This is a genomic window from Caballeronia sp. 11_S32 (assembly GCF_056930355.1).
Genome location: NZ_JBXOWH010000002.1, coordinates 135,656 through 161,657 on the forward strand (window position 1 = coordinate 135,656; position 26,002 = coordinate 161,657).

The 26,002-nt window shown below is 63.5% G+C and carries 19 protein-coding genes and 1 pseudogene; 16 read left to right on the plus strand and 4 right to left on the minus strand.

The window, feature by feature from the left end; genetic code table 11:
- Positions 1-25: 25 nt before the first annotated feature.
- From AC1Z32_RS08845 to AC1Z32_RS08895, 11 genes and pseudogenes are all read left to right on the plus strand, one after another.
- Positions 26-1,048, plus strand: a complete 1,023-nt coding sequence (locus AC1Z32_RS08845) for an ABC transporter permease (RefSeq protein WP_483478355.1) — start codon at positions 26-28, stop codon at positions 1,046-1,048.
- Between the two features lie 42 nt (positions 1,049-1,090).
- Complete coding sequence (locus AC1Z32_RS08850) at positions 1,091-3,055, plus strand: bifunctional 5-dehydro-2-deoxygluconokinase/5-dehydro-2-deoxyphosphogluconate aldolase (RefSeq protein WP_483478356.1); 1,965 nt, start codon at positions 1,091-1,093, stop codon at positions 3,053-3,055.
- Positions 3,055-4,956, plus strand: coding sequence for a 3D-(3,5/4)-trihydroxycyclohexane-1,2-dione acylhydrolase (decyclizing) (gene iolD, locus AC1Z32_RS08855; protein ID WP_483478357.1), 1,902 nt, complete (start codon positions 3,055-3,057; stop codon positions 4,954-4,956). The genes AC1Z32_RS08850 and iolD overlap by 1 nt, the downstream gene beginning before the upstream one ends.
- Positions 4,953-5,897 carry a myo-inosose-2 dehydratase gene (gene iolE, locus AC1Z32_RS08860; RefSeq protein WP_483478358.1) on the plus strand — a complete coding sequence of 315 codons (945 nt, stop codon included), beginning with the start codon at positions 4,953-4,955 and terminating at the stop codon, positions 5,895-5,897. Before iolD ends, iolE begins: the two co-directional genes overlap by 4 nt.
- Entirely contained in the window at positions 5,894-6,691 is a 798-nt protein-coding gene (gene iolB, locus AC1Z32_RS08865) for a 5-deoxy-glucuronate isomerase (protein ID WP_483478359.1), read from the plus strand. The genes iolE and iolB overlap by 4 nt, the downstream gene beginning before the upstream one ends.
- A 148-nt stretch (positions 6,692-6,839) precedes the next feature.
- Positions 6,840-7,961 carry a porin gene (locus AC1Z32_RS08870; RefSeq protein ID WP_483478360.1) on the plus strand — a complete coding sequence of 374 codons (1,122 nt, stop codon included), beginning with the start codon at positions 6,840-6,842 and terminating at the stop codon, positions 7,959-7,961.
- Between the two features lie 14 nt (positions 7,962-7,975).
- A pseudogene (locus AC1Z32_RS08875) lies at positions 7,976-8,206 on the plus strand (MurR/RpiR family transcriptional regulator); the annotation flags it as partial.
- Positions 8,207-8,221: 15 nt separating this feature from the next.
- On the plus strand, positions 8,222-8,800 hold the full coding sequence (locus AC1Z32_RS08880; protein WP_483478808.1) for a MurR/RpiR family transcriptional regulator: 579 nt from the start codon (positions 8,222-8,224) through the stop codon (positions 8,798-8,800).
- Entirely contained in the window at positions 8,793-9,812 is a 1,020-nt protein-coding gene (gene iolG / locus AC1Z32_RS08885; RefSeq protein WP_483478361.1) for an inositol 2-dehydrogenase, read from the plus strand. Before AC1Z32_RS08880 ends, iolG begins: the two co-directional genes overlap by 8 nt.
- Before the next feature lie 421 nt (positions 9,813-10,233).
- A complete protein-coding gene (locus AC1Z32_RS08890) occupies positions 10,234-11,424 on the plus strand; it encodes a porin (RefSeq protein WP_483478362.1) in 1,191 nt (396 codons plus the stop codon).
- A gap of 23 nt (positions 11,425-11,447) precedes the next feature.
- Positions 11,448-12,779, plus strand: coding sequence for an MFS transporter (locus AC1Z32_RS08895; protein WP_483478363.1), 1,332 nt, complete (start codon positions 11,448-11,450; stop codon positions 12,777-12,779).
- Positions 12,780-12,786: 7 nt separating this feature from the next.
- Here AC1Z32_RS08895 and AC1Z32_RS08900 read toward each other — a convergent pair whose 3' ends face one another.
- Positions 12,787-13,500, minus strand: a complete 714-nt coding sequence (locus tag AC1Z32_RS08900; RefSeq protein ID WP_483478364.1) for a FadR/GntR family transcriptional regulator — start codon at positions 13,498-13,500, stop codon at positions 12,787-12,789.
- A 109-nt stretch (positions 13,501-13,609) separates the two neighbouring features.
- Here AC1Z32_RS08900 and AC1Z32_RS08905 point away from each other — a divergent pair, with 109 nt between their 5' ends.
- The 3 genes from AC1Z32_RS08905 (at position 13,610) to AC1Z32_RS08915 (ending at position 17,347) form a co-directional block, all read left to right on the plus strand.
- The gene (locus tag AC1Z32_RS08905; protein WP_483478365.1) at positions 13,610-14,815 is read left to right on the plus strand and encodes a mandelate racemase/muconate lactonizing enzyme family protein; all 1,206 of its coding nucleotides are present in this window, start codon (positions 13,610-13,612) and stop codon (positions 14,813-14,815) included.
- 120 nt (positions 14,816-14,935) lie between these two features.
- On the plus strand, positions 14,936-16,339 hold the full coding sequence (locus AC1Z32_RS08910; RefSeq protein WP_483478366.1) for a sodium:solute symporter family protein: 1,404 nt from the start codon (positions 14,936-14,938) through the stop codon (positions 16,337-16,339).
- Between the two features lie 33 nt (positions 16,340-16,372).
- A complete protein-coding gene (locus AC1Z32_RS08915; protein WP_483478367.1) occupies positions 16,373-17,347 on the plus strand; it encodes a 2-hydroxyacid dehydrogenase in 975 nt (324 codons plus the stop codon).
- Here the strand turns inward: AC1Z32_RS08915 and AC1Z32_RS08920 are convergent.
- The 3 genes from AC1Z32_RS08920 to AC1Z32_RS08930 are packed head-to-tail and all read right to left on the minus strand — an operon-like array spanning position 17,344 to position 23,116.
- On the minus strand, positions 17,344-18,825 hold the full coding sequence (locus AC1Z32_RS08920; protein ID WP_483478368.1) for an efflux transporter outer membrane subunit: 1,482 nt from the start codon (positions 18,823-18,825) through the stop codon (positions 17,344-17,346). The genes AC1Z32_RS08915 and AC1Z32_RS08920 overlap by 4 nt on opposite strands.
- Positions 18,818-21,940 carry an efflux RND transporter permease subunit gene (locus AC1Z32_RS08925; RefSeq protein ID WP_483478369.1) on the minus strand — a complete coding sequence of 1,041 codons (3,123 nt, stop codon included), beginning with the start codon at positions 21,938-21,940 and terminating at the stop codon, positions 18,818-18,820. Before AC1Z32_RS08925 ends, AC1Z32_RS08920 begins: the two co-directional genes overlap by 8 nt.
- 6 nt (positions 21,941-21,946) lie before the next feature.
- A complete protein-coding gene (locus AC1Z32_RS08930) occupies positions 21,947-23,116 on the minus strand; it encodes an efflux RND transporter periplasmic adaptor subunit (RefSeq protein ID WP_483478370.1) in 1,170 nt (389 codons plus the stop codon).
- 185 nt (positions 23,117-23,301) lie between these two features.
- Here AC1Z32_RS08930 and AC1Z32_RS08935 point away from each other — a divergent pair, with 185 nt between their 5' ends.
- A complete protein-coding gene (locus tag AC1Z32_RS08935; protein WP_483478371.1) occupies positions 23,302-24,021 on the plus strand; it encodes a response regulator transcription factor in 720 nt (239 codons plus the stop codon).
- A complete protein-coding gene (locus AC1Z32_RS08940; RefSeq protein WP_483478372.1) occupies positions 24,021-25,340 on the plus strand; it encodes an ATP-binding protein in 1,320 nt (439 codons plus the stop codon). Before AC1Z32_RS08935 ends, AC1Z32_RS08940 begins: the two co-directional genes overlap by 1 nt.
- Positions 25,341-26,002 lie beyond the last annotated feature (662 nt).

The following is a 26,002-nucleotide window of genomic DNA, read 5'->3' on the forward strand; positions in this document are numbered from 1 at the left end:
GAAGCGATAACGGAAGGAGACGAACATGCGTGTACCCGCTATTTCCGCAACCCCCGATTCGGAGCGCGCCGCGCCGCGCAAGTGGCGCCTGCCTCAGGAATCGAGCATTCTCGTCGTGCTGATCGCCATTGCGCTCGTATTCGAGGCGCTCGGCTGGATCGAGCGCGGCCAGTCGTTTCTCTATAACCCGCAGGGACTGCTGATCATGGTGCTGCGGGTGGCGGAGATCGGGCTCATCGCGGTCGGCGTGACGATGGTCATTATCGCGGGCGGCATCGATCTGTCGTCGGGCTCGGTCGTCGCGTTGTCGGCGATGGTGGCGGGCAGCCTCGCGCAAGCGGGCGACTTCGGCGCGACGGTGTTTCCCGGCGTCGCCGATCTGCCCGTCATCGTGCCCGTGCTCGCCGGCGTCCTGGTGGGCGGCGCATGTGGACTGCTCAACGGCACGCTGATCGTGCGCTCGAACGTGCCGCCCTTCATCGTCACGCTCGGCATGATGGTGTCGGCCCGCGGTCTCGCGCGCTACTACACGCACGGCCAGCCGATCAGCATGTTCACCGACGCGTATTCGGCCATCGGCGCGGGCGCCAGGCCCGTTGCGATCTTCCTCGTCGCCGCGCTGGTGTTTCATGTCCTGCTGCGCTACACGCGTTTCGGCAAGTGCCTCTACGCGATCGGCGGCAATGTGCAGGCGGCGCGCGTGTCGGGCATCGGCGTCGGCCGCAACCTGATCGCCGTCTATGTGATCGCGGGTCTCCTGAGCGGGCTGGCGGGCGTGGTGGTCTCGGCGCGTGCGCAGACGAGCCAGTCGGGCATGGGCCTCTCGTATGAACTCGATGCCATCGCCGCCGCCGTCATCGGCGGGACGAGTCTCGCGGGCGGCATGGGACGCATCACCGGCACGGTGATCGGTGCGCTGATTCTCGGCGTGATTTCGAGCGGGTTCATCTTTCTCGGCATCGATTCGTATATCCAGGAGATCGTCAAGGGCGGAATCATCGTCGCCGCCGTGATCGCCGACCAGTACCGCAAGCGCCGCGCCCGGTGAACGCGGACTTCCATCGACATTCATACGCTTGCACACACACTCATGATCCGACATCTTTCCTTTGCCGCGAACCGTCCGCTCGACATCATCTGCCTCGGGCGCCTCGCGGTCGATCTGTACGCGCAGCAAATCGGCGCGCGCCTCGAAGACGTGACGAGCTTCTCGCGTTACCTCGGCGGCTCGTCGGCCAATATCGCATTCGGCTGCGCGCGTCTCGGGCTCAGGTCCGCGATGCTCTCGCGCGTCGGCAACGATCATATGGGCCGCTTTCTGCTGGAGGCGCTCGAACGCGAAGGCTGTGACATCAGCCACGTGAACGTCGACCGCGAACGCCTCACCGCGCTCGTTCTGCTTGGACTCAAGGATCGCGACACGTTCCCGCTCGTGTTCCACCGCGAGAACTGCGCGGACATGGCGATCGACGAAACGGACTTCGACGAGGCGTTCATTGCTTCGAGCAAGGCGCTGCTCATCACGGGGACGCACTTTTCGACCGAGGGTGTGCTTCGGGCGAGCATGACGGCGCTGAAGTATGCGCGGCGCAATCATGTACGCACCGTGCTTGACATCGACTACCGGCCGGTGCTGTGGGGACTGACGGGCAAGGCGGACGGCGAAACGCGCTTCATCGCCGATGGCAGCGTCAGCGAGCATCTGCAAGGCATCCTGCCCGAGTTCGACCTGATCGTCGGGACGGAGGAAGAGTTTCGTATTGCCGGTGGACACGATGACCTGCTTGCCGCGTTGCGCCGCGTGCGCGAAGTGAGCGCGGCGACGCTGGTGCTCAAGCGCGGTCCGCTCGGCTGCACGATCATCGACGGCGACATTCCCGCCGATCTCGACGGCGAATCGCATTTTCGTGGCGTACAGGTGGAGGTGCTGAACGTGCTGGGCGCGGGCGACGCGTTTCTCTCCGGCTTCCTCAAAGGCTGGCTGCGCGGTGAGGATTACGCGACGTGCTGCGCGTACGCGAATGCATGCGGTGCCCTGGTGGTGTCGCGTCATGCGTGCGCGCCGGCGATGCCCACGCCCGTCGAGCTCGATTATTTCCTAGCGAATGCAGCGAAACTGTCGCGCCCGGATCAGGACGCGGCGCTGAACCGGTTGCATCGCGTGAGCGTGCCGCGCCGGGAATGGAATGAAGTGCTCGGATTCGCGTTCGATCATCGGCGGCAGTTCTTCGAACTCGCGCAGCAGACGGGCGCCGACGAAGCGCGCATTGCCCGGCTCAAGCAGCTTTTTGTGCGGGCGGTGCAAGAGACGGAAGCGGCAGGTGGTCATGCAGGCAAGATGGCCGTTCTCATCGATGATCAATATGGTCAGGACGCGTTGAACGCGGCGACCGGACGCGGCTGGTGGATCGGACGGCCGGTCGAGCTGCCGGGCTCGAATCCGCTGCAATTCGAGCATGGGCGTTCGGTCGGCTCCGAGCTCGTGAGCTGGCCCGCCGAGCACATCGTCAAATGCCTGGTCCAGTATCACCCCGACGATGAGCCGATGCACCGGCTCGAACAGGAAAGCCAGCTACGCGCGCTGTATGACGCAACGCAAGCAAGCGGGCACGAGCTGCTGCTCGAAGTGATTCCGCCGAAGCGGCTTCCGCATGCGCCGGGTACCGTCTTGCGCGCGCTCAAGCGGCTCTACAACCTCGGCATCCATCCGGAGTGGTGGAAGCTCGAACCGGTGAGCGCGGCCGAATGGCGCGATATCGACGCGCTGATCGAAGAGCGCGATCCGTATTGCCGCGGCGTCGTGCTGCTGGGTTTGAACGCGCCTGTCGCGCAGCTCGCCGCAGGATTCGAAGCGGCGAGCACGAGCAGGACATGCCGCGGCTTCACCGTAGGCCGCACGATCTTCCAGGAACCGAGCCGCGCGTGGCTGGCCGGAGAAATCGGCGATGAGGCGTTGATCGCGGATGTGCGCCGCAACTTCGAATCCCTGATCGGGCTCTGGCGCGAGTCGCGCGCCCAGGCCTTGCAACCCGCACGTGAGGAGCGCGCCGCGTGATGAACACAATTCGACTCACTGCCGCGCAGGCCCTCGTGCGCTATCTCGCGGCGCTGCGCACACGCGATGAAGAGACGGAAGGCGCGCCGCTCGTGCCGCTCTTCGGCGGCGTGTTCGCGATCTTCGGACATGGCAATGTGGCGGGCATCGGTGAAGCGCTGCATCAGCATCGCGATGCGCTGCCGACGTATCGCGCGCATAACGAGCAGGCGATGGCGCACTCGGCCATTGCGTATGCAAAGGCGCATATGCGGCGGCGGATGATGGCCTGCACAACATCGATCGGCCCGGGCGCGACGAATCTGGTGACGGCGGCGGCGCTCGCGCATGTGAATCGCCTGCCGGTGCTGCTGCTTCCCGGCGATACCTTCGTCTCGCGCGCACCCGATCCGGTTCTGCAACAGATCGAAAGCTTCGGCGATGCCACCGTGTCCGCGAACGACTGTTTCAAGCCGGTGTCGCGATACTTCGATCGCATCGTCGCGCCCGAGCAGTTGTTGAGCGCGCTGCCTCGCGCGATTCGCGTATTGACCGATCACGCGTTGTGCGGACCGGTTACGCTGGCGCTTCCTCAGGACGTGCAGACGCACGCCTACGACTTTCCGCTCGATTTCTTCGAGCCCCGCGTCGTCGCATTTCGCAGCACGCAGCCGGCGACCGATGAAATCGCGGCCGCTGTCGAAGCGATTCGCGCGGCGCGGCGTCCGTTGATCGTGGCGGGTGGCGGCGTGTTGTACGCGAAGGCGTCCGCTTCGCTGCGCGCGTTCTGCGAACGTCATGAAGTCCCCGTGTGCGAAACGCAGGCAGGCAAGGGCGCGCTGGCGTGGGATCACCCGGTGCAACTCGGGGCTGTGGGCGTGACGGGTTCGCCCGCCGCGAATGCGCTCGCGCGTGACGCCGATCTCGTGATTGCCATCGGCACGCGCCTGCAGGATTTCACCACCGGCTCGCACTCGCTGTTCGGCGCGGCGACGGCCGTCAGCATCAACGTGAATGGTTTCGATGCGGGCAAGGCGTGCGGCATCGAAGTGCTCGCGGACGCGCGGCTCGCGCTCGAAGCGCTCTCGCTCGAACTGAGCGGCGAGAAGGCGGGCGCGCGTGCCGTGTGGCAAAGCAGCGAAGCATGGCAAGAGCAGGCGCGCGTCGCGGCGCGGGACTGGCGCGCGACCGTCGCCGAAGTGTCAGGCAGGCGTGAGCCGCCGTCCGGCAAGCTGCCCTACGATGCCGAAGTCATCGGCGCCGTGCAGCGCTCGCGGGCCGATTCGACGTCGCACGATATCGTCGTCTGCGCCGCCGGCACGCTGCCCGCCGAGCTTCACAAGCTATGGCGCACGAGCCGCCCCGGCGGCTATCACGTCGAGTACGGCTATTCGTGCATGGGCTATGAAATCGCGGGCGGGCTCGGCGCGAAGATGGCGCGGCCGGAGCGTGAGGTCATCGTGATGGTCGGCGACGGCAGCTATCTGATGATGAACAGCGAGATCGCGACATCGGTGATGCTCGGCATGAAGCTGATCGTCGTCGTGCTCGACAACCGCGGCTATGGCTGCATCAACCGGCTTCAGCAGGCATGCGGTGGCGCGCCATTCAACAACCTGCTCGACGACTGCCTGCAAGGACCGCACGGCGCGCCGCCGATCGACTTCGCCGGGCACGCGCGGGCGATGGGCGCGCACGCGGAGCATGTCGCGAACCTGGCCGAATTCGAAACCGCGATGCAACGCGCGCGCGATGCCGATCGCACGTTCGTGATCTGCATCGACACGGACCCGGCGCGCACGACGGCCGAAGGCGGCTGCTGGTGGGAAGTCGCCGTGCCGGAAGTGTCGGAACGCGACGAAGTGCGCCGCGCGCGTTCCGCTTACGAACAACACAAGCAATCGCAAAAGAGCTCCCTATGACAACGGCAACTTCTTTCGACGTGAAAATCGGCATCAATCCGATCTCCTGGTTCAACGACGATCTTCCCTCGCTCGGCGGAGAAACGCCGCTCGAAGTCGCGCTCTCGGAAGGCAGCGAGATCGGCTATCAGGGCTTCGAACTCGGCAACAAGTTTCCGCGCGAGCCGCGTGCATTGCGCGAAGTATTGTCGCGTCATCGGCTCGAACTGGTTTCGGGCTGGTATTCGGGGCGTCTCGCCGAACGATCCGCGGATGAAGAGATCGCCGCGATCGCGCCGCATCTCGAACTGCTCGCGCAAGGCGGGGCGAACGTGATGGTCTACGGTGAAGTGTCCGGATCGATCCAGGGCGAACGCGGCGTGCCGATGCACAAGCGCCCCCGCTTCATCTCGGACGAGCAATGGCGCGGCTATGCGCAGCGGCTCGACAGCCTCGCGCGCTTCACGCTTGCTCGCGGCGTCCGGCTCGCGTATCACCATCACATGGGCGCGCATGTCGAGTCGCCCGATGACATCGACCGCCTGATGGCGCTGACATCGAACGATGTCGGCCTGCTGTTCGATAGCGGTCATGCGTCGTTCGGCGCGAGCACGTCGACCTTCGATGCTGTGGCGCCTTTGGAAGTGCTGCAGCGTCATATCGCGCGCGTCTGTCATGTTCACTGCAAGGACGCGCGTCCGCGCATCATCGAAGCGGCGCGCAACCGCGACTGGAGCTTTCTCGATGCCGTCATCAACGGCGCGTTCACGGTGCCGGGCGACGGAGCGATAGATTTCGAACCTCTGATCGAGGTGCTGCGCGCGCATGGCTATCGCGGTTGGCTGGTCGTCGAGGCCGAGCAGGACCCGGCCGTGGCGCCGAGCTATAAGTATGCGCAAGCGGGTTTTCGTCATCTGCGCACGCTCGTCGATGGCGCGAACGCCCGCCGGGAGGCCGCATGAGTCTCATTGTCAAGGGAAAGCAGGAGGGGCGGGTCATTGCTTCGGTCACGCCGCAAAGCGCGCAATGGCGCTACGTCGGATTCGCGGCGCATCGTCTTGCACGGGGTGAAACGCTGTCGTTCGACACGGGCGAATCGGAAGTCTGCCTGGTGGTGATGACGGGCATCGTCAGCGTTGGAATTCCGGGGCAGACGTGGCGCGAAATCGGCTCGCGGCGCAGCGTCTTCGATGCGCAGTCTCCTTATGCCGTCTATGTTCCGCCACGAACCGCCGTATCGGTCGATGCCCGCGACGCGGCTGAAATCGGCATCGCGAGCGCACCGGCGCAAGGCCGCCTGGAGCCACGGCTGATCGAGCCCGCCACGATGACGCGCTCGACGCGCGGCGACGGCGCGAACCTGCGCCACGTGTGCGACATCCTTCCGCAAACGGAGCCTGCGGAGTCGCTGCTGGTGGTGGAAGTGGTGACGCCGGCCGGGCATTCGTCGAGCTATCCGCCCCACAAGCATGATATCGACGCCATCCCCGCCGAGAGCTTTCTCGAAGAGACGTATTACCACCGGATCAACCCGCCGCAAGGGTTCGGGTTTCAGCGCGTCTACACGGACTCGCGCGATATCGACGAAGCGCTGCTCGTCGAGGATCACGATGTCGTGATGGTGCCGCGCGGCTACCATCCGGTCGTGATGCCGCACGGCTATGACGGCTACTACCTGAACGTGATGGCCGGGCCGAAGCGCGTCTGGCATTTCAGGAACGATCCGGCGCATGAGTGGATGCTGAACCCGGCCTGAAGATAGACGCGAGTTCTGCCTGCTGATCTGAACGATCCGGACGACTATCAAGCGATAAGCCCGGATCGAGATGATCTTTTCACGTCAGTTAGAGATACGAAGTAAATCGACGAAGTCGAATACATAACTAAGCATGTTTGGAGACACGATGAAGAAGTCAATGACGGCCGGACTGGCGACGATGGCATCGCTGGCGTGTGCGGCGGCGCATGCGCAAAGTTACGTGACGCTTTACGGCGTCGCGGATGCGGGCTTCGACTATCTCAGTTCGGTGCAGACGGGCACGGGCGGCACCGCATCCCGCGTGCGTGCCCAAAGCAGCGATTGGGGCGCGAGCCGCTTCGGCCTCACCGGTCGCGAAGACCTGGGCGGGGGCTTCGGCGCGATCTTCAGTCTCGAATCGGGCATCAATATGATGTCGGGTACGGCGGGCAATGGCAATGGCCGCCTCTTCAGTCGCAAGGCGCTCGTCGGCGTGCAGAACGACCGCTACGGCAAGTTCACGATGGGCCGCAACCTCTTCATCGCGAACGATCAATGGGATTTCGATCCGCTGATGCAGCAGGCGTATTCGGCGACTGCGCTGGTGCGCAGCCGCAATGTGCCGATCACGAGCAACAACGTCGAGTATCAGTCGCCGAAATGGGGCGGGCTCAGTCTTCACGGTCAGTACACGTTCGGCAATCAGCCGGGCGGCTTCAATCTGGGCGCGCCGAACGAAGCGGGCCGCAGCGATGGCATCCAGATTACGTACGCCAACGCGTACTTCATGTTGCGCGGCATGTATGACGAGCTCCGCGACGTGAACGGCCAGATGAGCAACGTCTTCACGAGTTCGCGCGAGTTCTTCGCAGGCGCAAACGTCTATCTGGGCACAGTCATTCTGCAGGCCGCCTACACGCACCTGAGCGCACCCGACACGCCCGCGGGCCTCGCGCATACGGCCGATCATTACTGGGCGGGCGCGAAGTATCAGGTGACGCCAATGCTCGGCATCGACGGCGCGGTCTATCACATCCGTGTTGGATCCGGCGGGGGCGATGCGACGCACGACCCGTCCGGACACGCAACGATGCTCGCGCTCGGCACCACCTACAACCTGTCGAAGCGCACGCTGCTCTACGCAACGGTCGCCCATGTGTGGAACTCGAGCGCGTCGAGTTTCTCGGTGGCGAACAACAATCCCGGCAGCAATAACGACAATCTCGACAATCCCTTGCCGGGACATTCGCAAACGGGCGCGTACTTCGGCATCAATCACGCGTTCTGAATGCGCCAGAAGCCATGTGTGCTGCCGCCACTGTCGAGACACTACTGCAGCGTATCGCCGCCATGTATCCGCGCTTGCCTCGGCGACTGCGGGAAATTGCGCACTACGTCGAGCGAAATCAGGCGTGGCTGGCGCTCGATAACGCGTCCGACGTTGCGATCCGATGCAACGTGCGGCCCGCGACGGTCTCTCGCTTTGCGCAACGAATGGGCTTTTGCGGCTTCAGGGACTTTCGCGCGGTGTTTCGGGATGAATTCGTCATGGAGGAACGCGGTTGCTCAGGCAGCGCTTCGCAGAGGCAATCGCTGCACGCATTGCTGGACGAGTTGAGGTTTTCATTTGCGGACTCGCTTTCCGCTATCGACGACGAGACCTATCACACAACCGTCGATCTGCTCGCCGGTGCGACGCAGGTGCATGTGCTCAGCACGCCACGCGGCGAGGCGCTCGCAGCCCACTGGAGTTACGCATTGCAGTTTCTCGGCAGACGCGCAAGCGTCATCGACATGCACGCAGAAGCGGCATATGGACGCTGGCATGTCGCAGCCTTGGACGAGGTGTTGATAGCGGTCTTGTTCGCACCATATCCGGCGCGCGTGCTGTCGGAGATTCGTGAAGCGTCGCAACGCGGCGTGGACGTGATTTGCATCACCGACCGCACGCATCCGCGCTTCGTGCGCGATGCCGCGATCGTTCTTCGCGTGCCCGCGCCTTGTGGTCTCGATTTTGATTCAGTCGCCGTCACGATGTGCATGTGTCAGGCGCTGCTAACCGCTCTTGCCGCAAGGCTCGGGCTTTATTTCGATGAAACCGTTCAAACGGGAGAATACGATGATTGAAGTGGCATTGTTCGGAGCGGGCCGCATTGGCAAGATCCACGCGTCGAATCTGGTTCGCCAGCCGGGCGTGCGGCTGAAGTATGTCGTCGACATGCACGCGCCTTCCGCGCAGGCGCTCGCTCAGACGCACGGCGCGAAGGTGGCCGACGTCGGCCTGGCGCTCGGCGATCCGGCGGTGAGCGCGGTGGTGATCGCGTCGAGTACGGATACGCACGCGAATTTGATCATTGCCGCGGCGAATGCCGGAAAGGCGGTGTTCTGCGAGAAGCCCGTCGATCTCACGGTCGAACGCTCGCGCGAAAGTGCCGAAGCGGTCCGTCGCAACGGTGTCGTTTGCATGATCGGGTTCCAGCGCAGGTTCGATCCGACGTTCGCGGCACTGAAGGCGCGGATCGAACGCGGCGAGATCGGCGATCCCGAGATGCTCGTTATCACGAGCCGCGATCCCGGCGCGCCGCCCGTCGACTACATCAAGAGCTCGGGCGGGATTTTCAAGGACATGCTGATCCACGATCTCGACGTCTTCCGCTGGATCATGGGCGATGACGCGCAAACGCTGCACGCGACCGGCAGTTGCCTCACCGATCCCGCCGTGCTCGCCGCGGGCGATATCGATTCGACCGCGGTCACTATCCGCACGAAGCGCGGCTTGCTGTGTCAGATCAACACGTCGCGGCGCGCGGCTTATGGATACGATCAACGCTTCGAAGTGCTCGGCAGCAAGGGAATGCTGCAAGCCGGAAACGTGCGTCCGACTGAAGTGGCGGCGTGGTTGGCCAACGGAATATCGACGGATGTGCCGGAGCCCTTTTTCCTCGAGCGCTATCGGCAGGCATACGCGGCGGAAATCGCGCACTTCGTCGAGGCGTTGACGAAAGGCACGCCGGTTCGGACGAGCATCGAAGACGGCGTCAAGGCGCTCGAGCTTGCCGAACTTGCGACATCGTCATGGCAAAAGGGCGCGGCGCTCGCCGTATCGAACGAAGAACCGTCCGAAGCGGTCGCCGTCTGAGAAATCTTCTCGCTTGCGCCTTGCGAAATATCTCGTTGGGCGCAAGCGTCTCGTGTCTTGTCACCGGGAGCGGCGGAAAAAGCTGCGGCTCCAGGCCAGCCGATGAACTCCGCGAGTCGCGCCTTTAGCGCCACTCGCGGCCAACTCCTGCCCCAGGCGTCCCTGCCCTTCATAGCGTTCGAACTCGTTCAAACACTCGCGCTTCAATCGACGCCAGCATTTCCGCGTCTCCCTGTCAGACAGATTTTTCGATTTGTTTGACGGCGGTCTAGGCTTTTTCATAATATTCGTCAGCCGCTTGCAACGCACATGACTCTCGGTTCATCGGGCTAAAGACTTGCGGATCGACGCGTTTCGTGTTGCACGTCGACAATTAATCCTATTAGATTCGTACAACTACACAAACTCTTGCGGAGACAAGATGTACAACCATCGCCAACGCCTTCTTCTGGCGGCTATCAGCTCTGCCTGCCTGGCAACCGCGGCCCACGCTCAAAGCAGCGTGACGCTCTACGGGATTATCGATGAGGGCATCAACTACAACAGCAACGTCGGCGGCAGCCGGTCCTATGCGCTGCAAAGCGGCGTCACGAACGGCAGTCGCTGGGGCATGCGCGGCACGGAAGATCTCGGCGGTGGCCTCAAGGCGGTTTTCGTGCTGGAGAACGGCTTCGACGTGAATAACGGCAAGATTGGGCAGGGCGGTCTACTCTTCGGGCGGCAGGCCAACGTGGGACTCGGCAACGGCGTCGGCACCGTGACCGTCGGGCGTCAGTACGATCCCGAAGCCGATCTCGTCGGTCCGTTTGAAGCCGGCAATCAATGGGCGGGCAACATCGGCGCGCATCCGGGCGACCTCGACAACTTCAACAACGCTTATCGCACCAACAACTCCATCAAGTTCAGGAGCGTGGCGTTCAACGGGCTTTCGGTTGCGGCGGCCTATAGTCTCGGCGGCATGGCTGGCGACGCGACCAGGAATCAGATCTGGTCGCTCGCGGCGCTGTATTCGAACGGCCCGGCGTCGATCGCGGCTGGCTATCTCAATGTGAGAAACCCCAACCTGAGCTTCTTCGGCAACTCCACGACTGGCACGCCGTCCGCCGCCACCGCCAACACGAGCTATCCGATCTTCAGCGGCTTCCTTTCCGCGCACAGCTATCAAGTGGCGAGCGCGGGCGGCGCCTATACGTTCGGCACCGCCACCGTCGGCGTGACGTATTCGAACATTGCTTTCAAGTCGCTCGGCGATCTCTCTTCGGGACCGAATCCGAACGGCTATCAGGGAAGCGTTCACTTCAATAACGTCGAAGGTAACTTCCGCATCTTCGCGACCCCCTCGTTGCTGATCGGCGTGGCCTACGACTACACGAAGAGCAGTTCGGTGAGCGGCACGGCAGGCAGCAACGACGGCGCGACCTATCACCAGGCGATGGCCGGTGTCGACTATTTCCTCTCCAAGCGCACCGATGTCTATCTGCTGGGCGTGATCCAGAAGGCTTCGGGCACGGACTCGCGCAATCGCCCGGCCGTGGCGAGCATCAACAATCAGTCGCCGTCGGATAGCGATCGTCAGGCGGTGGTGCGCGTCGGCCTGCGTCACCGTTTCTGAGCCAACGTCAGGAGGACTTTCACATGTACAGAAAAGCCGTGGCCGGCATCGCGGAATCGTCGAGGAGCAGGGTCCGCTATGTCGTGCTCGCGATGATCTTCACGATCACCGCACTCAACTACGGAGATCGCGCGACGCTCTCGATCACCGGCTCCGCGCTCAAGGGCGAGTTCGGCATCGGACCTGTCGAGATGGGCTATCTCTTCTCCGCGTTCGCGTGGGCGTACACGCTTTCGCAGTTGCCGAGCGGATGGCTGCTCGACCGCTTCGGCGCGCGCCGCGTCTATGCGGGCAGCATCGTGTTGTGGTCGTGCTTCACGCTGTTGCAGAGTCTCGCGGGCACGGTGACCGCGGCCGGCAGTGCGGTCACGCTGCTCTTCGTGCTGCGCTTCTGCATGGGCGCGGCGGAAGCGCCGGCATTCCCGGCCAACGCCAAAGTCGTGTCCATGTGGTTTCCCGCGAGCGAGCGCGGCATGGCCTCGGCGGTGTTCAACTCGTCGCAGTATTTCTCGGCGGTCGTCTTCACGCCGTTGATGGCCTGGATCACGCACGCATTCGGCTGGCGCTTCGTGTATCTGACGATGGGCATCGCGGGTATTCTCGTCGCGCTCGCGTGGCTCAGGGTGATGAAGGACCCGGCGCAACATCCCGGCGTGAATCGCGCGGAGCTGGATCATATCCGTCAAGGCGATGCAGGCGCTGCGAAGACGGCGACGCCGCCGGCGGCAGCCGGATGGCCGCTCGCCCGGCAGTTGCTTTCGAACCGCATGCTCCTCGGCATCTACCTCGCTCAGTTCTGCATCAGCGTGCTGACGTATTTCTTCCTGACGTGGTTTCCGGTCTATCTGGTGCAGGCGCGCGGCATGACGATCGTGCAGGCCGGGTTCATCGCTTCCGTGCCGGCGATCTGCGGCTTTGTCGGCGGCATGCTAGGCGGTCTGGTCTCCGACGGTCTCATCCGCTACGGGCGTTCCCTCACGTTTGCACGCAAGTTGCCGATCGTGACCGGCATGGTGATGTCGATGTCGATCATCGGCTGCAACTACGTGTCGGCGGACTGGCTCGTCATCGCGCTGATGTCGCTCGCGTTCTTCGGCAAGGGCTTCGGCGCGCTCGGCTGGGCGGTGGTTGCGGATACGTCGCCGAAGGAAGCGGTCGGCCTGTGCGGATCGATCTTCAACCTGTTCGGCAATCTCGCGGGCATCGTGACGCCGATCGTCATCGGTTATCTGGTCGCACGAACGGGCTCGTTCAGCGGAGCGCTCGTGTTCGTCGGCGGGAGCGCGCTCGTCACCGTGTTCAGCTATCTGCTCATCGTGGGGCGCATCGAGCGCGTGAAGCTGCAAGCCGCCTGATGAACGGTCACTTGTTGAACAGACGCGCGATGCCGCCTTCGATATGGTCGCGCATCGCGTTGCGTGCGCCGTCGGCGTCGCCTGCGTCGATGGCGGCAACGATCTGCGCGTGCTCGTCAATCACCGCCTGACGACGCGGCGCGACCGGGCTCGCGCCCGACAGGTCGCGCACGAGACGGATGCTGAAGCTCATCTGTTCCAGCAAGGCCCCCAGCGTGTGCGCAAAGAACCGGTTGCCGGTCGCCTGTGCCACGGCCATGTGAAACGCGATGTCCTGATCGATGCCGGATTCGCCCGACGAAAATGCTTCGGCCAGTCGCGCATGACATTTCTTGAGCTTCGATATCGCGAGCCGGTCGCCGAGCTGCGCCGCGCACGCCGCGCTTTCGCCTTCGAGGCTGCGGCGGAACTCTAGGAAGTTGCGCACGTCGGGAATGCTGCCGAGCGTCGCATACGACAGGATCTGCGACGCGGGCTCCTGCGCGCTGACATAGTGGCCCGACCCCTTCCGCGAATGAATCTTGCCTTCCGAGCGCAAACGCGCGAGTGCCTGGCGCAGCATGGGGCGTGACACGCCGAAGCGCTCTGCCATCGTCTGCTCGCCCGGCAGACGCGCCCCCGTTTCGAACTCTCCGCTGCCGATCAACGCGAGCAACTGGTCGTAAGCATATTCGTCGCGCGTATGCACGGGTATCTGGGAAGAAGGGCGAAGTGAATGCACGATAGCTCCGAGTTGTTCAAACCTGTCAGACAGACTATCAGATTAAATTGACAGCATAAAGCGCGGTCGACAGAATCGGTTCAACGTTCAGCCAATCGGGTCTCGCACCGTGCCAAAGATCATCAACCTCCGCACCATCCGCCTGCCGCAGCGTCCCAAGCTCGTCTGGGTCGAAATCGAAACCGACGACGGACTCACCGGTCTGGGCGAGACCTTTCGCGGCGCGCAGGCCGTCGAGGCGGTGCTGCACGAGCTGGTCGCGCCTGCGCTGCTGGGCCGTCCCGCCGAACATGTCAGCGCGATCACGCAAGAGCTGATGGGCTCGTATGTCGGTTTCAACAGCAGCAGCGCGGAAGTGCGCGCGGCCAGCGCGGTCGACATCGCGCTGTGGGACCTGGCCGGCAAGCGCGCGGGCGTGCCGGTGCACGTGGCGATCGGCGGCGCGATGCGCGAGCAGGTTCCCGTCTACAACACGTGCGCCGGCTACGACTTCAACACATCGCAGGGCGCGCGGCGCAGCATAGGCTCGCAGGAAAGGAGTGCGGGCCCATACGACGACCAGCTCGCCTTCATGCGCGACGCCGGCACGCTCGCCGAAAGTCTTCTCGAAGAGGGCTATGGCGCGATGAAGATCTGGCCGTTCGACGACTTCGCGCTGCAAAGCCCGCATCACATCACGCTCGCCGACCTGAACGCGGGACTCGAGCCGTTTCGCAAGATTCGCAAGGCGGTGGGCAGCCGCATCGAGATCATGTGCGAGTTGCACAGCCTGTGGGGGGCGCGCGCGGCCGCGCGCATCTGCGATGCGCTCGCGGACTTCGACGTGCTGTGGGTCGAGGACCCCATCGCGAAGATGGACAACTTCAGCGCGGTGGCCGATCTGCGCCGCCAGACGCGCGCGCCGATCTGCGGCGGCGAGAACCTCGCGGGCGTGAAGAGCTTCCGCGACATGCTGGCCGCCGACGCCCTCGATGTCGTGATGGTCGATCTGACCTGGTGCGGCGGCATCACCGAGGCGCGCAAGATCGCCGCGCTCGCGGAAGCGCACGCGAAGCCGCTCGCGCCGCATGACTGCACCGGACCGGTGGCGCTGATGGCGGGCCTGCATCTCGCGCTGCACGCGCCCACGGCGATCTATCAGGAAGTCGTGCGGGCGTCGCTTGCGAGCTGGTATCCGGAGATCGTCGATCGCCTGCCGGTCATTCGCAACGGCGTCGCGCTCGCGCCCACCGATCCGGGTCTGGGCACCGCGCTGTTACCGGAGGTTCGCGAAACCGAAGGTGCGGTGATACGCGAGAGCCGCATGTCGCGTTGAATTAACGAAGCATCCACGGCACAAGCCGCCGTCGTCCGCAAGGACGAGCATGCGCATCCGGACCTGCGCAGGGAGAGCGGCTGCCCGCAACTATTTGCACTTTCACACTGGAGACAGGAAGTGTTGACACGAGCCACGTTGATCATCGGCGTCACCGCGATCTACTTCGCGCTGATCGCCTTCATGGGTTTTAGCGTTCGCCGGCATGCGTCGAGCAGCGCCGGTTTCACCGAAGGCGGCAAGACCTTCGCGCCGTGGCTGATCGCCGCGCTGATGCTGTCGGAGTTCATCGGCAGCTCGGTGAGCATCGGCACCGCGCAGAAGGGCTTCGAGGACGGCATTTCGGCGGGATGGAATCTCGTCGCGCTGTCGATGGGCTTTCTCCTGCTCGGCGTGCTGCTCGTCGGCCGCTACCGTCGCACGAAGCTGAACACGATCTCCGCAATTCTCGAACAGACGTACGGAAAGGGCGTGCGCTACGCAGCGTCCGTGCTGACGATTTTCTCGCTGAACGTGGTTGCGGTCGCGCTCTATGCGAGCGGCGGCGCGGTGCTGGGCGCGGTCATGCAGATCGATCGCGGCGTGGCAACGGTCATCGTCGGTCTCGTCGCGATTTTCTTCGTGACGGTCGGCGGATTTCGCTCGGTGGTCTACACGAACACGCTCAACGCGATCATCAAATATGTGGGCATCGTGCTGGCGCTCGCGTTCGCGTTGTCCGAGTCGGGCGGGTATGCGCATCTGCGCAGTGCGCTCGCGCCGCGCATGTTCGATATCACCGGCGTCGGGCTGTCGCAGATCGTCGCGTGGATGATCGCAGGCGTAGGCTCCATTTTCGCCACGCAGTATGTGATTCAGGGCATCGTCACGACGCCCGATGACCGTGGCGCGCGCCGTGCGTGCTACTACGTCGCCGCGCTGATGATTCCGTTCGGCGCAATCGTTGCGCTGATCGGCGTGTGCAGCGCGTACCTGTATCCGGGCATCAAGTCGATCGATGCCTTCCCCGCGCTGATCGCGCACATGCCGCCGTTGGCCGCGAGTATCGTCGTGATCGGACTGGCTGGCGCGCTCTTCGGCGGCATTTCGGCGAGCACGATCGCATCGGGCACGCTGATCTTGCGGGATTTCTATGAGCCGCTCTTCAGGAAGCAGGGCGACGATCGTTCCTCCTTGCGCTTCATTCGGATCACCACGGTTGTCATCGGCCTGATTCCGCTGGTGCTCGCGCTCTTTGCAAGCAAGATCCTGCTGATCGCGTTCCTTGGCAAGTCGCTCAGGGCGACGCTCGCCGTGATGATCCTGCTGTGCTTCTATGCGCCGCGCTTCGGCACGCCGCGCGGCGCGATGACCGGCATCGTGCTGTCGATCATCGCGACGATTTCGTGGTTCATCGCGGGCAATCCTTATGGCGTTGACAGTTCGTACTTCGCGCTCGGCGTACCGGTGGCCGCGATGACGATCAGCCACGTCCTCAAGCTTCTGCATCGCGGCGCGCAGTCCGCAACCACAGAACGCTCTTGATGCATCGATTCACCTTCATTCATGGATTCCGTGATGGCGACACCCGCAACCGAACTTGCCCCGCGTCCGCTCAGCGTATTGGTCGCGGGTCCGATTCATCCCGGTCTCGTAGATCGCATCGAGAACACGTATGAGAGTTCGCGACTCTGGGAGCAACCGGACCCCAAAGCATATCTCGCGCAGCAAGGCGCGCGTTTCGATGTGCTCGCGACGAGTGGCGCGATCGGCGCGGACAAGGCGCTGATCGAATCGCTGCCGAATCTTCGGCTGATAGCGAGTGTTGGCGTGGGCGTCGATCCGATCGATCTGGACGCGGCGCGCAGCCGGGGCGTCGCCGTGACGAATACGCCGAACGTGCTCAACGCGTGCGTCGCCGATGCGGCGCTCGGCTTGCTGTTGGGCACGGCGCGGCGGATTGCTGAAGCCGACCGATTCGTGCGCGCCGGGCATTGGTCCGAGCGCAAGTTTCCGCTAGGCACGAAGATCGGCGGGAAGCTTTGCGGCATCATCGGAATGGGTGCGATCGGGCGCGAGATCGCAACGCGCGTGAGTGCATGCGGGATGCGGGTCGCGTATCACGGGCCGAACCGCAAGAGCGAACTGCCTTACGAGTACTTCGACTCGATCATGGAGCTCGCGCGCGCGTCGGATGTGTTGATGCTGTCCTTGCCTGGAGGCGGGAACACGCGCCACATCGTCGACCGAAACGTCCTCGCCGCGCTCGGCTCAAAAGGCATTCTTATCAACGTCGCCCGCGGCTCCGTCGTGGACGAAGCAGCGCTGGTCGACGCGCTGGCAAAAGGCGACATCGCTGGCGCGGGACTCGATGTATTTGAGAACGAGCCGCACGTGCACGAATCGCTGCTGTCTCACGACAACGTGCTGCTCACGCCGCACATCGGAAGCGCCACTCTCGAAACGCGCGATGCAATGGCGCAACTCGTTCTTGCGAACGTGGACGCTTTCGCGAGAGGATTGCCGCTGATCACTCCTGTCTCGAACAATTAGCGGCCAACCACGTTGAGCTGATTCGTTTGGTTTGAACCCTGGCGTTTTTCGTCCGATATCGGTTTCTCTCGTCGCGCCAACGTTGCATCGTCTTGCCCGGCCTGCTTGGTCCATCCGCCGCCCAGCGCCGTATAAAGCGTCACTGCGCTGCTCTGCTGCGCGGCGCGATCCGTGATGAGTTGCGTCTGCGCAGTCAGCAGCGTGCGTTGTGCGGTGAGCAGGGTCAGGAAGCTGTCGAGGCCGCCCCGAAACCGTGAGTTCGCGATGTCGTAATACTGCTGCGCTGCATCGACGTACTGGGTGTCGGCTGCGATCTGATCGGCATAGGTCGCGCGCGCCGCCAGTGCATTCGCGACTTCCTTGAACGCGGTCTGGATCGTGCCTTCATACGCGGCGATCTGAATGTTTTTCGAAATCGCAGCGGCGTCGAGCGTTGCGCGCAGGCTGCCGAATTCGAAGATCGGTGTCGTGATCGACGGCGAAAACGCCCATGCACCGCTGCCCGCCTTGAAGAGCGACGACAGCGAACCGCTCGCGACGCCGCCCGTCGCCGTCAGCGAGACGCTCGGGAAGAACGCGGCCCGCGCCGCGCCAATATACGCGTTGGCCGCTTTCAGCGAATGCTCCGCTTCGACGATATCCGGCCGTTGCGTGAGCAGCGACGATGGCAATCCTTCGGGCACGGCGGCGAACAGCGACGCATCGGGCAGCACGCGATCTTCCGGGAAGCCATCGGGCAGAAACGTGCCGATCACGGCGACCAGATTGTTGCGATCCTGTTCCACCGCGCGCCGGTACGACGCGACGCTCGCCATCGCGCTCGTGAGCGACGTGCGGGCCGATTGCACGTCTTCCATCGATCCGCTGCCGAGTTGCGCGGCGCGCAAGGTCGTATCGTAGGTATCGCGATAGGACTTCACAGTGCGCTCGGTCATCTCCAGCAACGCGCGATCCGACAGCCACGTGACGTAATCGGTCGCGGTGGTCGAAATCAGGCTGATCTGCGTGCTGCGCTGCGCGGCATCGGTGGAGAGATATTGCTCCAGCGCCTGATTCTTGAGACTGCGAATGCGCCCGAAGAAATCGAGTTCCCATGCGCTCGCGCCGACTTGCACGCTCGCGCTGCGGCTCGTTACGCCCAACGATCGCGAAGCGGATTGCGAAGCCGTCGCGGTGATCGCGGGGCCGAGTTCCGCGCGCGTGACGCGATACTGCGCCTCGTACTGCTCGACCTTCAGCGCCGCCTGCCGCAGATCGCGATTGTTCGCGAGCGCGAGTTCGATCACCTCGCGCAGAGACTCGTCCTGCACGAAGGTGCGCCAGTCCGCGAGCGCGCCTTCCGACGTCTGCGCGGACCGGGTCGATTCGTACTGGGGGTAATGCGCGGGAATCGGCGCGGCCGGACGTTCGTAGTGCGGTTCGAGCGTGCACGCGGTCATCGCGAACACCATGAGCACGATGGCGATCAGCTTACTCATGGGCGCCTCCGGCTCGCTTGACCACCGCGAAGAACACGGGCACGAAAAGAATCGCGAACAGCGTCGCCGCGATCACGCCGCCGAGCACGCCCGTGCCGAGGCTTTGCCTGCTCGCCGCGCCCGCGCCGCTGGCGATGGCCATCGGCAGATCACCGAAGCCGAACGCGAGCGATGTCATCACGATGGGCCGCAGACGCAGGTGCGCCGCCTCGATCGCCGCCTGCCGCACGCCATGCCCGCGCTCGTGCAGCGATTTCGCGTATTCGACGATGAGAATCGCGTTCTTCGTCGCAAGGCCGATGGTTGTCAGCAAGCCGACCTTGAAGTAGATGTCGTCGGAAAAGCCCCGTATATGCGCGGCAACCAGCGCGCCGACAATGCCCAGCGGCACGACGAGGATCACCGAGAACGGCACCGACCAGCTTTCATACAAGCCGGCGAGACACAGGAATACGACGACGAGCGACAACGCATAGAGATACGTCGCCTGGGAGCCCGCCAGTTGTTCCTGATACGACTGACCGGTCCATTCCATCGCGATGCCTTGCGGCAGTTGCGCTACGAGCGCCTCGACGGCCTTCATCGTGTCGCCGCTGCTCACGCCTGCGGGGCTTTGCGCGGTCATCTCCATCGACAGGCTGCGGTTGTAGCGCTCGACTTGTGGCGAACCGGTCGTCCAGTGCCCGGTGGCGAACGCGGAGAAGGGCACCATCGCGTTGTCGTAGCCGTTCGTCGCCGATGCGCTCGCGTTGGCCGACGCGACGAACCACTTGTCGATGTCCGCCGGCATCATTCGGTATTGCGGCAGCGCCTGCACATAAACTTTCTGGATGCGGCCCGTATCGACGTAGTTGTTGACGTAGCTCGAGCCGAACACCGTTTGCAGCGTGCTGTTGATGTTCGACGCGCTCACGCCGAGCGCGGAGGCTTTCAGATAATCGATGTCCACCGCGTATTGCGGCTCGTCGGCCATGCCGGCCGCGCGCATGCCGGAGATGCGCGCGTCCTTGGAGGCCAGCGCGATCAGCTTCTGCTTCGCCGCGACGAGCGCATCGTGGCCGAGACCGGCCGTGTCCTTCAGTTCGAAATCGACGCCGCTGTAACTGCCGAGGCCGCGCACGGCCGGCGGATTCGTTGCGAAGACCTGCGCTTTCCTGATGCTGCGGAAATGCCGGTTCGCATCGTCGATGATCGTGGCGGCGCTCTGGCCTTGCCTGGTGCGATCTTTCCAGTCCTTCAGCTTGACCATCGCCATCGCCATGTTCTGGCCGGTGCCGGAGAAGCTGAAGCCATCGAGCATGACGATATTCGCCACTTCGGGCCGCTTCATGTAATACGTTTCCACCTGTTTTGCCACCTGATTCGTTTGCACGCCCGAACTACCTGCCGGAAGCGTGATGAGCGTCATTAGCGTGCCCTGATCTTCGTCCGGTAGGAACGAAGACGGCAGTTGCATGTACAGCAGTCCGGCGACGCCGCAGATCGCCGCATACGCCGCCATGGTTCGCAGCGGGCGCGCGACGAGTTTCGTCACTGCGCGCTCATATCGGCGCGTGCCGCCTTCGAATTTGCGATCGAACCACGCGAAGAATCCGCGGCGGGCGTGTGTCTTGTCGACGGGACGCAGCAGCGTTGCACACAGCGCGGGCGTGAGCGTCAGGGCGAGCAGCACGGACAACAGCATCGCGGACGTGATCGTCAGCGAGAACTGGCGATAGATTTCCCCGGTCGATCCCGACATGAACGCCATCGGAATGAACACCGCGGTCAGTACCGCCGTGACGCCGACGAGCGCGCCGCCGATTTCGCTCATCGCTTTCACCGTCGCGTCGAGCGGACTCATGCCTTCGGCGAGCAACCGCTCGACGTTTTCCACGACGACGATCGCATCGTCCACCAGCAGGCCGATGGCGAGCACGAGTGCGAACAGCGAGAGCACATTGATCGTGAAGCCGACCGCCGCCATCAGCGCGAAGGTGCCGAGCAGCGCGACCGGCACGACGATGGTCGGAATCAGCGTCGCGCGCAGGTTGCCGAGGAACAGATACATCACGAGAAACACGAGCACGACCGCTTCGATCAGCGTCTTCACGACTTCGGAGATCGAGGCAGAGATGAACGGCGTCGTATCGTGCGGCACGCTGAGTTCGACGCCGCCCGGCAACTGCTTCTGCAGTACGGCGAGTTGCGCCTTCACCGCTTTCGCCACGGACAGCGCGTTCGCGCCGGTCGCGAGTTGAATGCCCATCGCGGCCGACGCCTTTCCGTCGATGCGCGATGTCATGTCGTACGAGTCGCCGCCGACTTCGACCTTCGCGACGTCCTTCAGATAGACGCGCGAACCGTCCGTGTTGACGCGCAGTTGAATGTCGCCGAACTCGTCGGCGGTCTTGAGAAAGCCGCGCGTGACGATGGTCGCGTTGATCGCCTGCTTCGCGGTCGACGGCGCGCCGCCAATCTGCCCGACCGACAGTTGCGCGTTCTGATTGCTGATCGCGGTCGTCACGTCGCTCGGCATCAGGCCGACGCTGCGCAATTTGACGGGGTCGAGCCATACGCGCATGGAGTGTTGCGCGTTGAAGAGCTGAATCTGTCCGACACCGTTGATCTGCGTGAGCGGGTCTTCGATCCGCGTCGCCATCAGGTTGCCGAGATCGATCGCGCTCATGCGGCCATCGGTCGATGTCAGCGAAACGACCATCAGAATGTCCGATGACGTCTTCGTGATCTGAATGCCTTGTTCCTGCACGGCGGTGGGCAGCGAGGCATTCGCTTCCTGCACCTTGTTCTGCACCTGCATGGCGGCGACGTCCGCGTTGGTCCCGGACCTGAACGTGAGCGTGATGGTCGCGGTGCCGGCCGAGCTGCTCGTCGAGGACATGTACATCAGATTGTCGATGCCGACCATGTCCTGTTCGATGACCTGCGTGACGGTGGTCGCGAGCGTATCGGCGGACGCGCCGGGATATGTCGCGCTGATACGGATGGAAGGCGGCGCGACGCTGGGGTACTGCTCGACCGACAGCGTGCGCAACGACAGCGCGCCGATCATCATGACGACGATGGCGATGGCCCATGCCAGCACGGGCCGATGAATGAAGAAGCGGGAGAGCATGACGAATCAGTCTCCCTGCGCAAGCGATGTTTTTGCGGCACTTTCGACGGGGGATACCGTCATGCCCGCACTGATCGTCTGCAGGTTGTCCGTGGCGATGCGCTCACCCGCATGCAAGCCGCTCGTCACGATCCAGTCGCCGCCGTGCGCCTGATCGGCGCTCACGCTGCGGCTTTCCACGACGTTTTGCGCATTCACGACGAGCACGCTCGATGTGCCGCCCGAACCGCGGCTTACGAGCGTCTGCGGCACGAGCAGCGCGTCCTGCTCGCCTTCGCTCAGACGCGCCTGCACGAACATGCCGGGCATCAGTTCATGCTCGGGATTGGGAATCAGCGCGCGCAGCGTGATGGACCCCGTCGTTGAATCGACGGTGATATCGGAAAAGAGCAGCTTGCCCGGATGCGCATAGGTTGCGCCGTCCTCGGTCTGCAGCGTGACTTCGCTCGTGCCCGCCTGCAACTTGCCGGATGCGATCGCCTTCGACAGGCGCAGCGCCTGCGCGCTCGAACGCGTGACGTCGAGGTAGAGCGTATCCATCGACTGGATGGTGGCGAGCGCGCTCGTCTGATCCGACGTGACGAGCGCGCCCGCTGTGACGCTCGACTTGCCGATCTTCCCGCCGATCGGCGCGACGATGCGTGTGCGTGCCAGATTCACGCGCGCGGTTTCGAGGGCCCCGCGGTCGGTGACGATATCGGCGCGGGCTTCGTCGGCGGCGGCGAGATAGTTCTCGACGTCCTGTTCGCTGACGCTCTTCACCTTCAGCAGTTCCTGATAGCGGCGCGCCGTAGCGTCGGCGGCTTTCGAGGTCGCGATGGCTTTCTGCAGCGTGCCGCGCGCGGTGTCGTACGCGGCCTGATGGCTGGCGGCATCCAGTTCATAGAGCGGCTGTCCTGCTTTTACCGTCGAACCTTCGGTAAAGAGCCGCTTCTGCACGATGCCGTCCACTTGCGGACGCACATCCGCGATTTCGGTCGATGAAAGGCGTCCCGACAGATCGTCGACGATCTCGATGCGTTGCGCGCGCAATGTGCTCACGGTGACTTGCGGCGGCGCCCCGGCCGTGGGCGCCGCCGAAGCGGTCTGGTCCTTGCACGCGGCAAGCGCGAAGGCGCAAAGGGCGGAAAGCGCGAGAGTACGAAGAAGTGTGTGTCCGGATGCGTGGTCGATCATGCTGAAGTGTGGGAGATACCGAGGCTCCCAACAATAGCCGTGCGGTTCGAAAGTATCAACTAAGTTATTGATTCATATAGACATTCACATATTGTGTCTAGATTGACACGAACGCGCGTCGCATTTCTGGTGGACAATTGGCGTCTGCCCGCTTCGCTTCCTTTTTTCTGTCGACGTCAATCGAATTGAGCGCATCCCATCTTCTCCTCGTCGAAGACGATCCTGACATCAGCGCCTCGCTCGCGGACTTTCTGCGCGGCAAGGGCTACGAGGTGCATGTGGAAGCGAGCGCCGAAGGCGCGCGCGACGCCCTCGCGCAAGGCACGTTCGACGTCATGCTGCTCGACGTGATGCTGCCCGGCGAAGACGGTCTGAGCCTGTGCCGGCACGTGCGCGCGTCGGGCGGCCCGCCGGTCATCATGCTCACCGCGTTGTCGGAGGCGACCGACAAGGTGATCGGCCTCGAACTCGGCGCGGACGATTACGTGACCAAGCCTTTCGATTTGCGCGAGCTGCTTGCGCGCATTCGCGTGGTGCTGCGTCGCGGGCAGCCGAACGACACGGCGGCGAAGGAAACGCCGACCGAACTCGTGATGAAGTTCTCGGGCTTCACCTTTTATCCGTACCGGCGCTTTCTGCGCTCGCCGAAGGGCCTGCGCGTGCCCCTGACTGGCGCGGAAACCGATCTGCTGCTCGTGCTGTGCCAGCACGCGCGGCGCGTGCTGTCGCGCGAGGAGCTGATCAGCCTCACGCGCGGCAAGAACTTCCCGATTGCGGCGCGTTCCGTCGATCTGCTGATCAGCCGCCTGCGCCGCAAGCTCGCGGGCGACGATCCGCTCGACGAACCCATCCGCACCTTGCGCGCTGACGGTTACGCGTTCGAACCCGAAGTGACGGTCGTCTGATGCGACGCGTGCTGGCGTTTTTTTCGACGACACTCGGGCAGATCCTTGCGATCGTCGCCGGTTCCTCGGTGGCGTCTTTCCTTCTCTTCATCGCGTTGCTGTTCTATCCGGGCGCGCCACCGAGTCCGCCGTGGCCCTGGCAGACGACTTATCGGATTGCGAGCCTGGTGCGAACGCTGCAATCGATGCCCGTCGAGCAGCGTACGAATGCCGCTGCCGCGAATCAGCGTGCGAACATGCGCGTGCAGTTGACCGACGCGCCTGCGCCGTGCCAGAACCAGACGCTCGATGCACACGATCTTGAAACGTCGCTGCAGGCCGAACTCCATGAGGCAGGCGAAGGCATCACGGTGCGTTCCTGCGATGCCCGCCATGCCGAGCGGGACATGCAAGTGCTGATTCCGCTGGGCGGCCGCATGCTCGAAATTCGTACCGATCGCGTGGGATCGGAGCCGCCACGCTTCACGTTCCCGTTCTACGGTTCGTTGCTCTTCCTGTGCGTGGGCCTGCTGGCCCTTTCGGCGTGGGCCGTATGGCGCGTCATTCGTCCGCTGCGCCGTCTCTCCGAGAAAGCCGATGCATTCGGACGCGAGATCGCGATCGCGCCGATCGAAGAAGAGGGACCGCTCGAAATACGGCGCGCCGCGCACGCGTTCAATCTGATGCAGGAGCGCATCACGCGTCACATGCAGAGCCGCACGCGCATGCTGGCGGCCATCAGCCACGATCTGCGCACGCCGCTCACACGCATGCGCCTGCAACTTGACAACGACGAACGCGAAGTGGACCGCACCAAGCTACTGCGCGATCTCGGCCTGATGCAAACCATGGTGAGTTCCGCGCTCTCGTTTCTGACGAGTAACGCGAATGCCGAAACGAAGGAATGGCTGGATCTGGGAGCGCTGCTCGAAGCCTTGTGCGACGAGTACGCGGAATCCGGCGCGGACATACGCTACGAAGGCGCCGGCCAGCTTCCGCTGTTCTGCCGGCCCGACGCCATCCAGCGCGTGCTCACGAATTTGATCGAAAACGCCATCCACTTCGGCACGGTGATCGTCGTGTCGGCGAGTGTGAAAGGGCAGGAGATCGTGATCGACGTGATGGACGATGGACCGGGCATTCCGCCCGAACGCCTGGAGGACGTGATCGAACCGTTCGTACGGCTCGATCCGTCGCGCGCGAAGCGGCCCGGCAGCGTGGGCCTCGGATTGTCGATCGTCGATGAAATTTTGCGCGCGCACGGCGGCAGGCTGACCTTGGCCAACCGGGAACCATCGGGGCTGGTTGCTCGTATCTCCCTTCCTGTGGAACGCTGGTAGCTTATTTGAGGCCTTGCGGATCTTTTGATCGTGAAAACTGCCGCATGGACGCCTACTTGTCTCCCATACACTTACCGATCGCAAGGGTAGCCACGAAGGACTATTGATCTTTCCATAGTGCGACACGTGTCGCCGTCCGCCGAGCGTGATTCGGCATGCAGTAACGGATGGCAAAGCTCTTTTCTGCCTTGTCACATTCAGCATCGGAAATACTGGAGGTTGAAGATGTGACCTGCTGTGCGATCAGCAGTTGCCTACCCGGACATGCGTGATTGGTAACGATCGGGTATGAAGCTCCGGGGACAATGTACTTATCGAAAGACGGTTCACCCTGGTGACAGGGGGATTCGACACTGCCAGCAGCCGCGCGGTGTGAAGGCTAGGCAAGTTCCGCATGCACAACGTAAGTGAATTGCCGTGTGAGCCCTCGTAAGGTCAGAAGAGCCCAAACTGCTGAATGGCTCTAACCAAAAGGTGTGTGGCTGGTTGCACTTCTTATGGATGAGTCCACGTCGCCAGAGATGCCACCGGGGGATAAGCAGGTGCTAAACGGATAGGCCCGACAACAAGTGGGTCGGCAGGATTGGGAACGTGGTAACCCCGATTTCCCGCCCTTGCTCCAATGTATCGGAGTGGCGGCACGGTTACTATCCGGGCGTGAG

Coding starts and splice junctions, on each gene's coding strand:
- AC1Z32_RS08845 (WP_483478355.1), top strand. CDS start 26: ATGCGTGTACCCGCTATTTCCGCAACCCCCGATTCGGAGCGCGCCGCG.
- AC1Z32_RS08850 (WP_483478356.1), top strand. CDS start 1,091: ATGATCCGACATCTTTCCTTTGCCGCGAACCGTCCGCTCGACATCATC.
- iolD (WP_483478357.1), top strand. CDS start 3,055: ATGAACACAATTCGACTCACTGCCGCGCAGGCCCTCGTGCGCTATCTC.
- iolE (WP_483478358.1), top strand. CDS start 4,953: ATGACAACGGCAACTTCTTTCGACGTGAAAATCGGCATCAATCCGATC.
- iolB (WP_483478359.1), top strand. CDS start 5,894: ATGAGTCTCATTGTCAAGGGAAAGCAGGAGGGGCGGGTCATTGCTTCG.
- AC1Z32_RS08870 (WP_483478360.1), top strand. CDS start 6,840: ATGAAGAAGTCAATGACGGCCGGACTGGCGACGATGGCATCGCTGGCG.
- AC1Z32_RS08880 (WP_483478808.1), top strand. CDS start 8,222: ATGGAGGAACGCGGTTGCTCAGGCAGCGCTTCGCAGAGGCAATCGCTG.
- iolG (WP_483478361.1), top strand. CDS start 8,793: ATGATTGAAGTGGCATTGTTCGGAGCGGGCCGCATTGGCAAGATCCAC.
- AC1Z32_RS08890 (WP_483478362.1), top strand. CDS start 10,234: ATGTACAACCATCGCCAACGCCTTCTTCTGGCGGCTATCAGCTCTGCC.
- AC1Z32_RS08895 (WP_483478363.1), top strand. CDS start 11,448: ATGTACAGAAAAGCCGTGGCCGGCATCGCGGAATCGTCGAGGAGCAGG.
- AC1Z32_RS08915 (WP_483478367.1), top strand. CDS start 16,373: ATGGCGACACCCGCAACCGAACTTGCCCCGCGTCCGCTCAGCGTATTG.
- AC1Z32_RS08920 (WP_483478368.1), bottom strand. CDS start 18,825: ATGAGTAAGCTGATCGCCATCGTGCTCATGGTGTTCGCGATGACCGCG.
- AC1Z32_RS08925 (WP_483478369.1), bottom strand. CDS start 21,940: ATGCTCTCCCGCTTCTTCATTCATCGGCCCGTGCTGGCATGGGCCATC.
- AC1Z32_RS08930 (WP_483478370.1), bottom strand. CDS start 23,116: ATGATCGACCACGCATCCGGACACACACTTCTTCGTACTCTCGCGCTT.
- AC1Z32_RS08940 (WP_483478372.1), top strand. CDS start 24,021: ATGCGACGCGTGCTGGCGTTTTTTTCGACGACACTCGGGCAGATCCTT.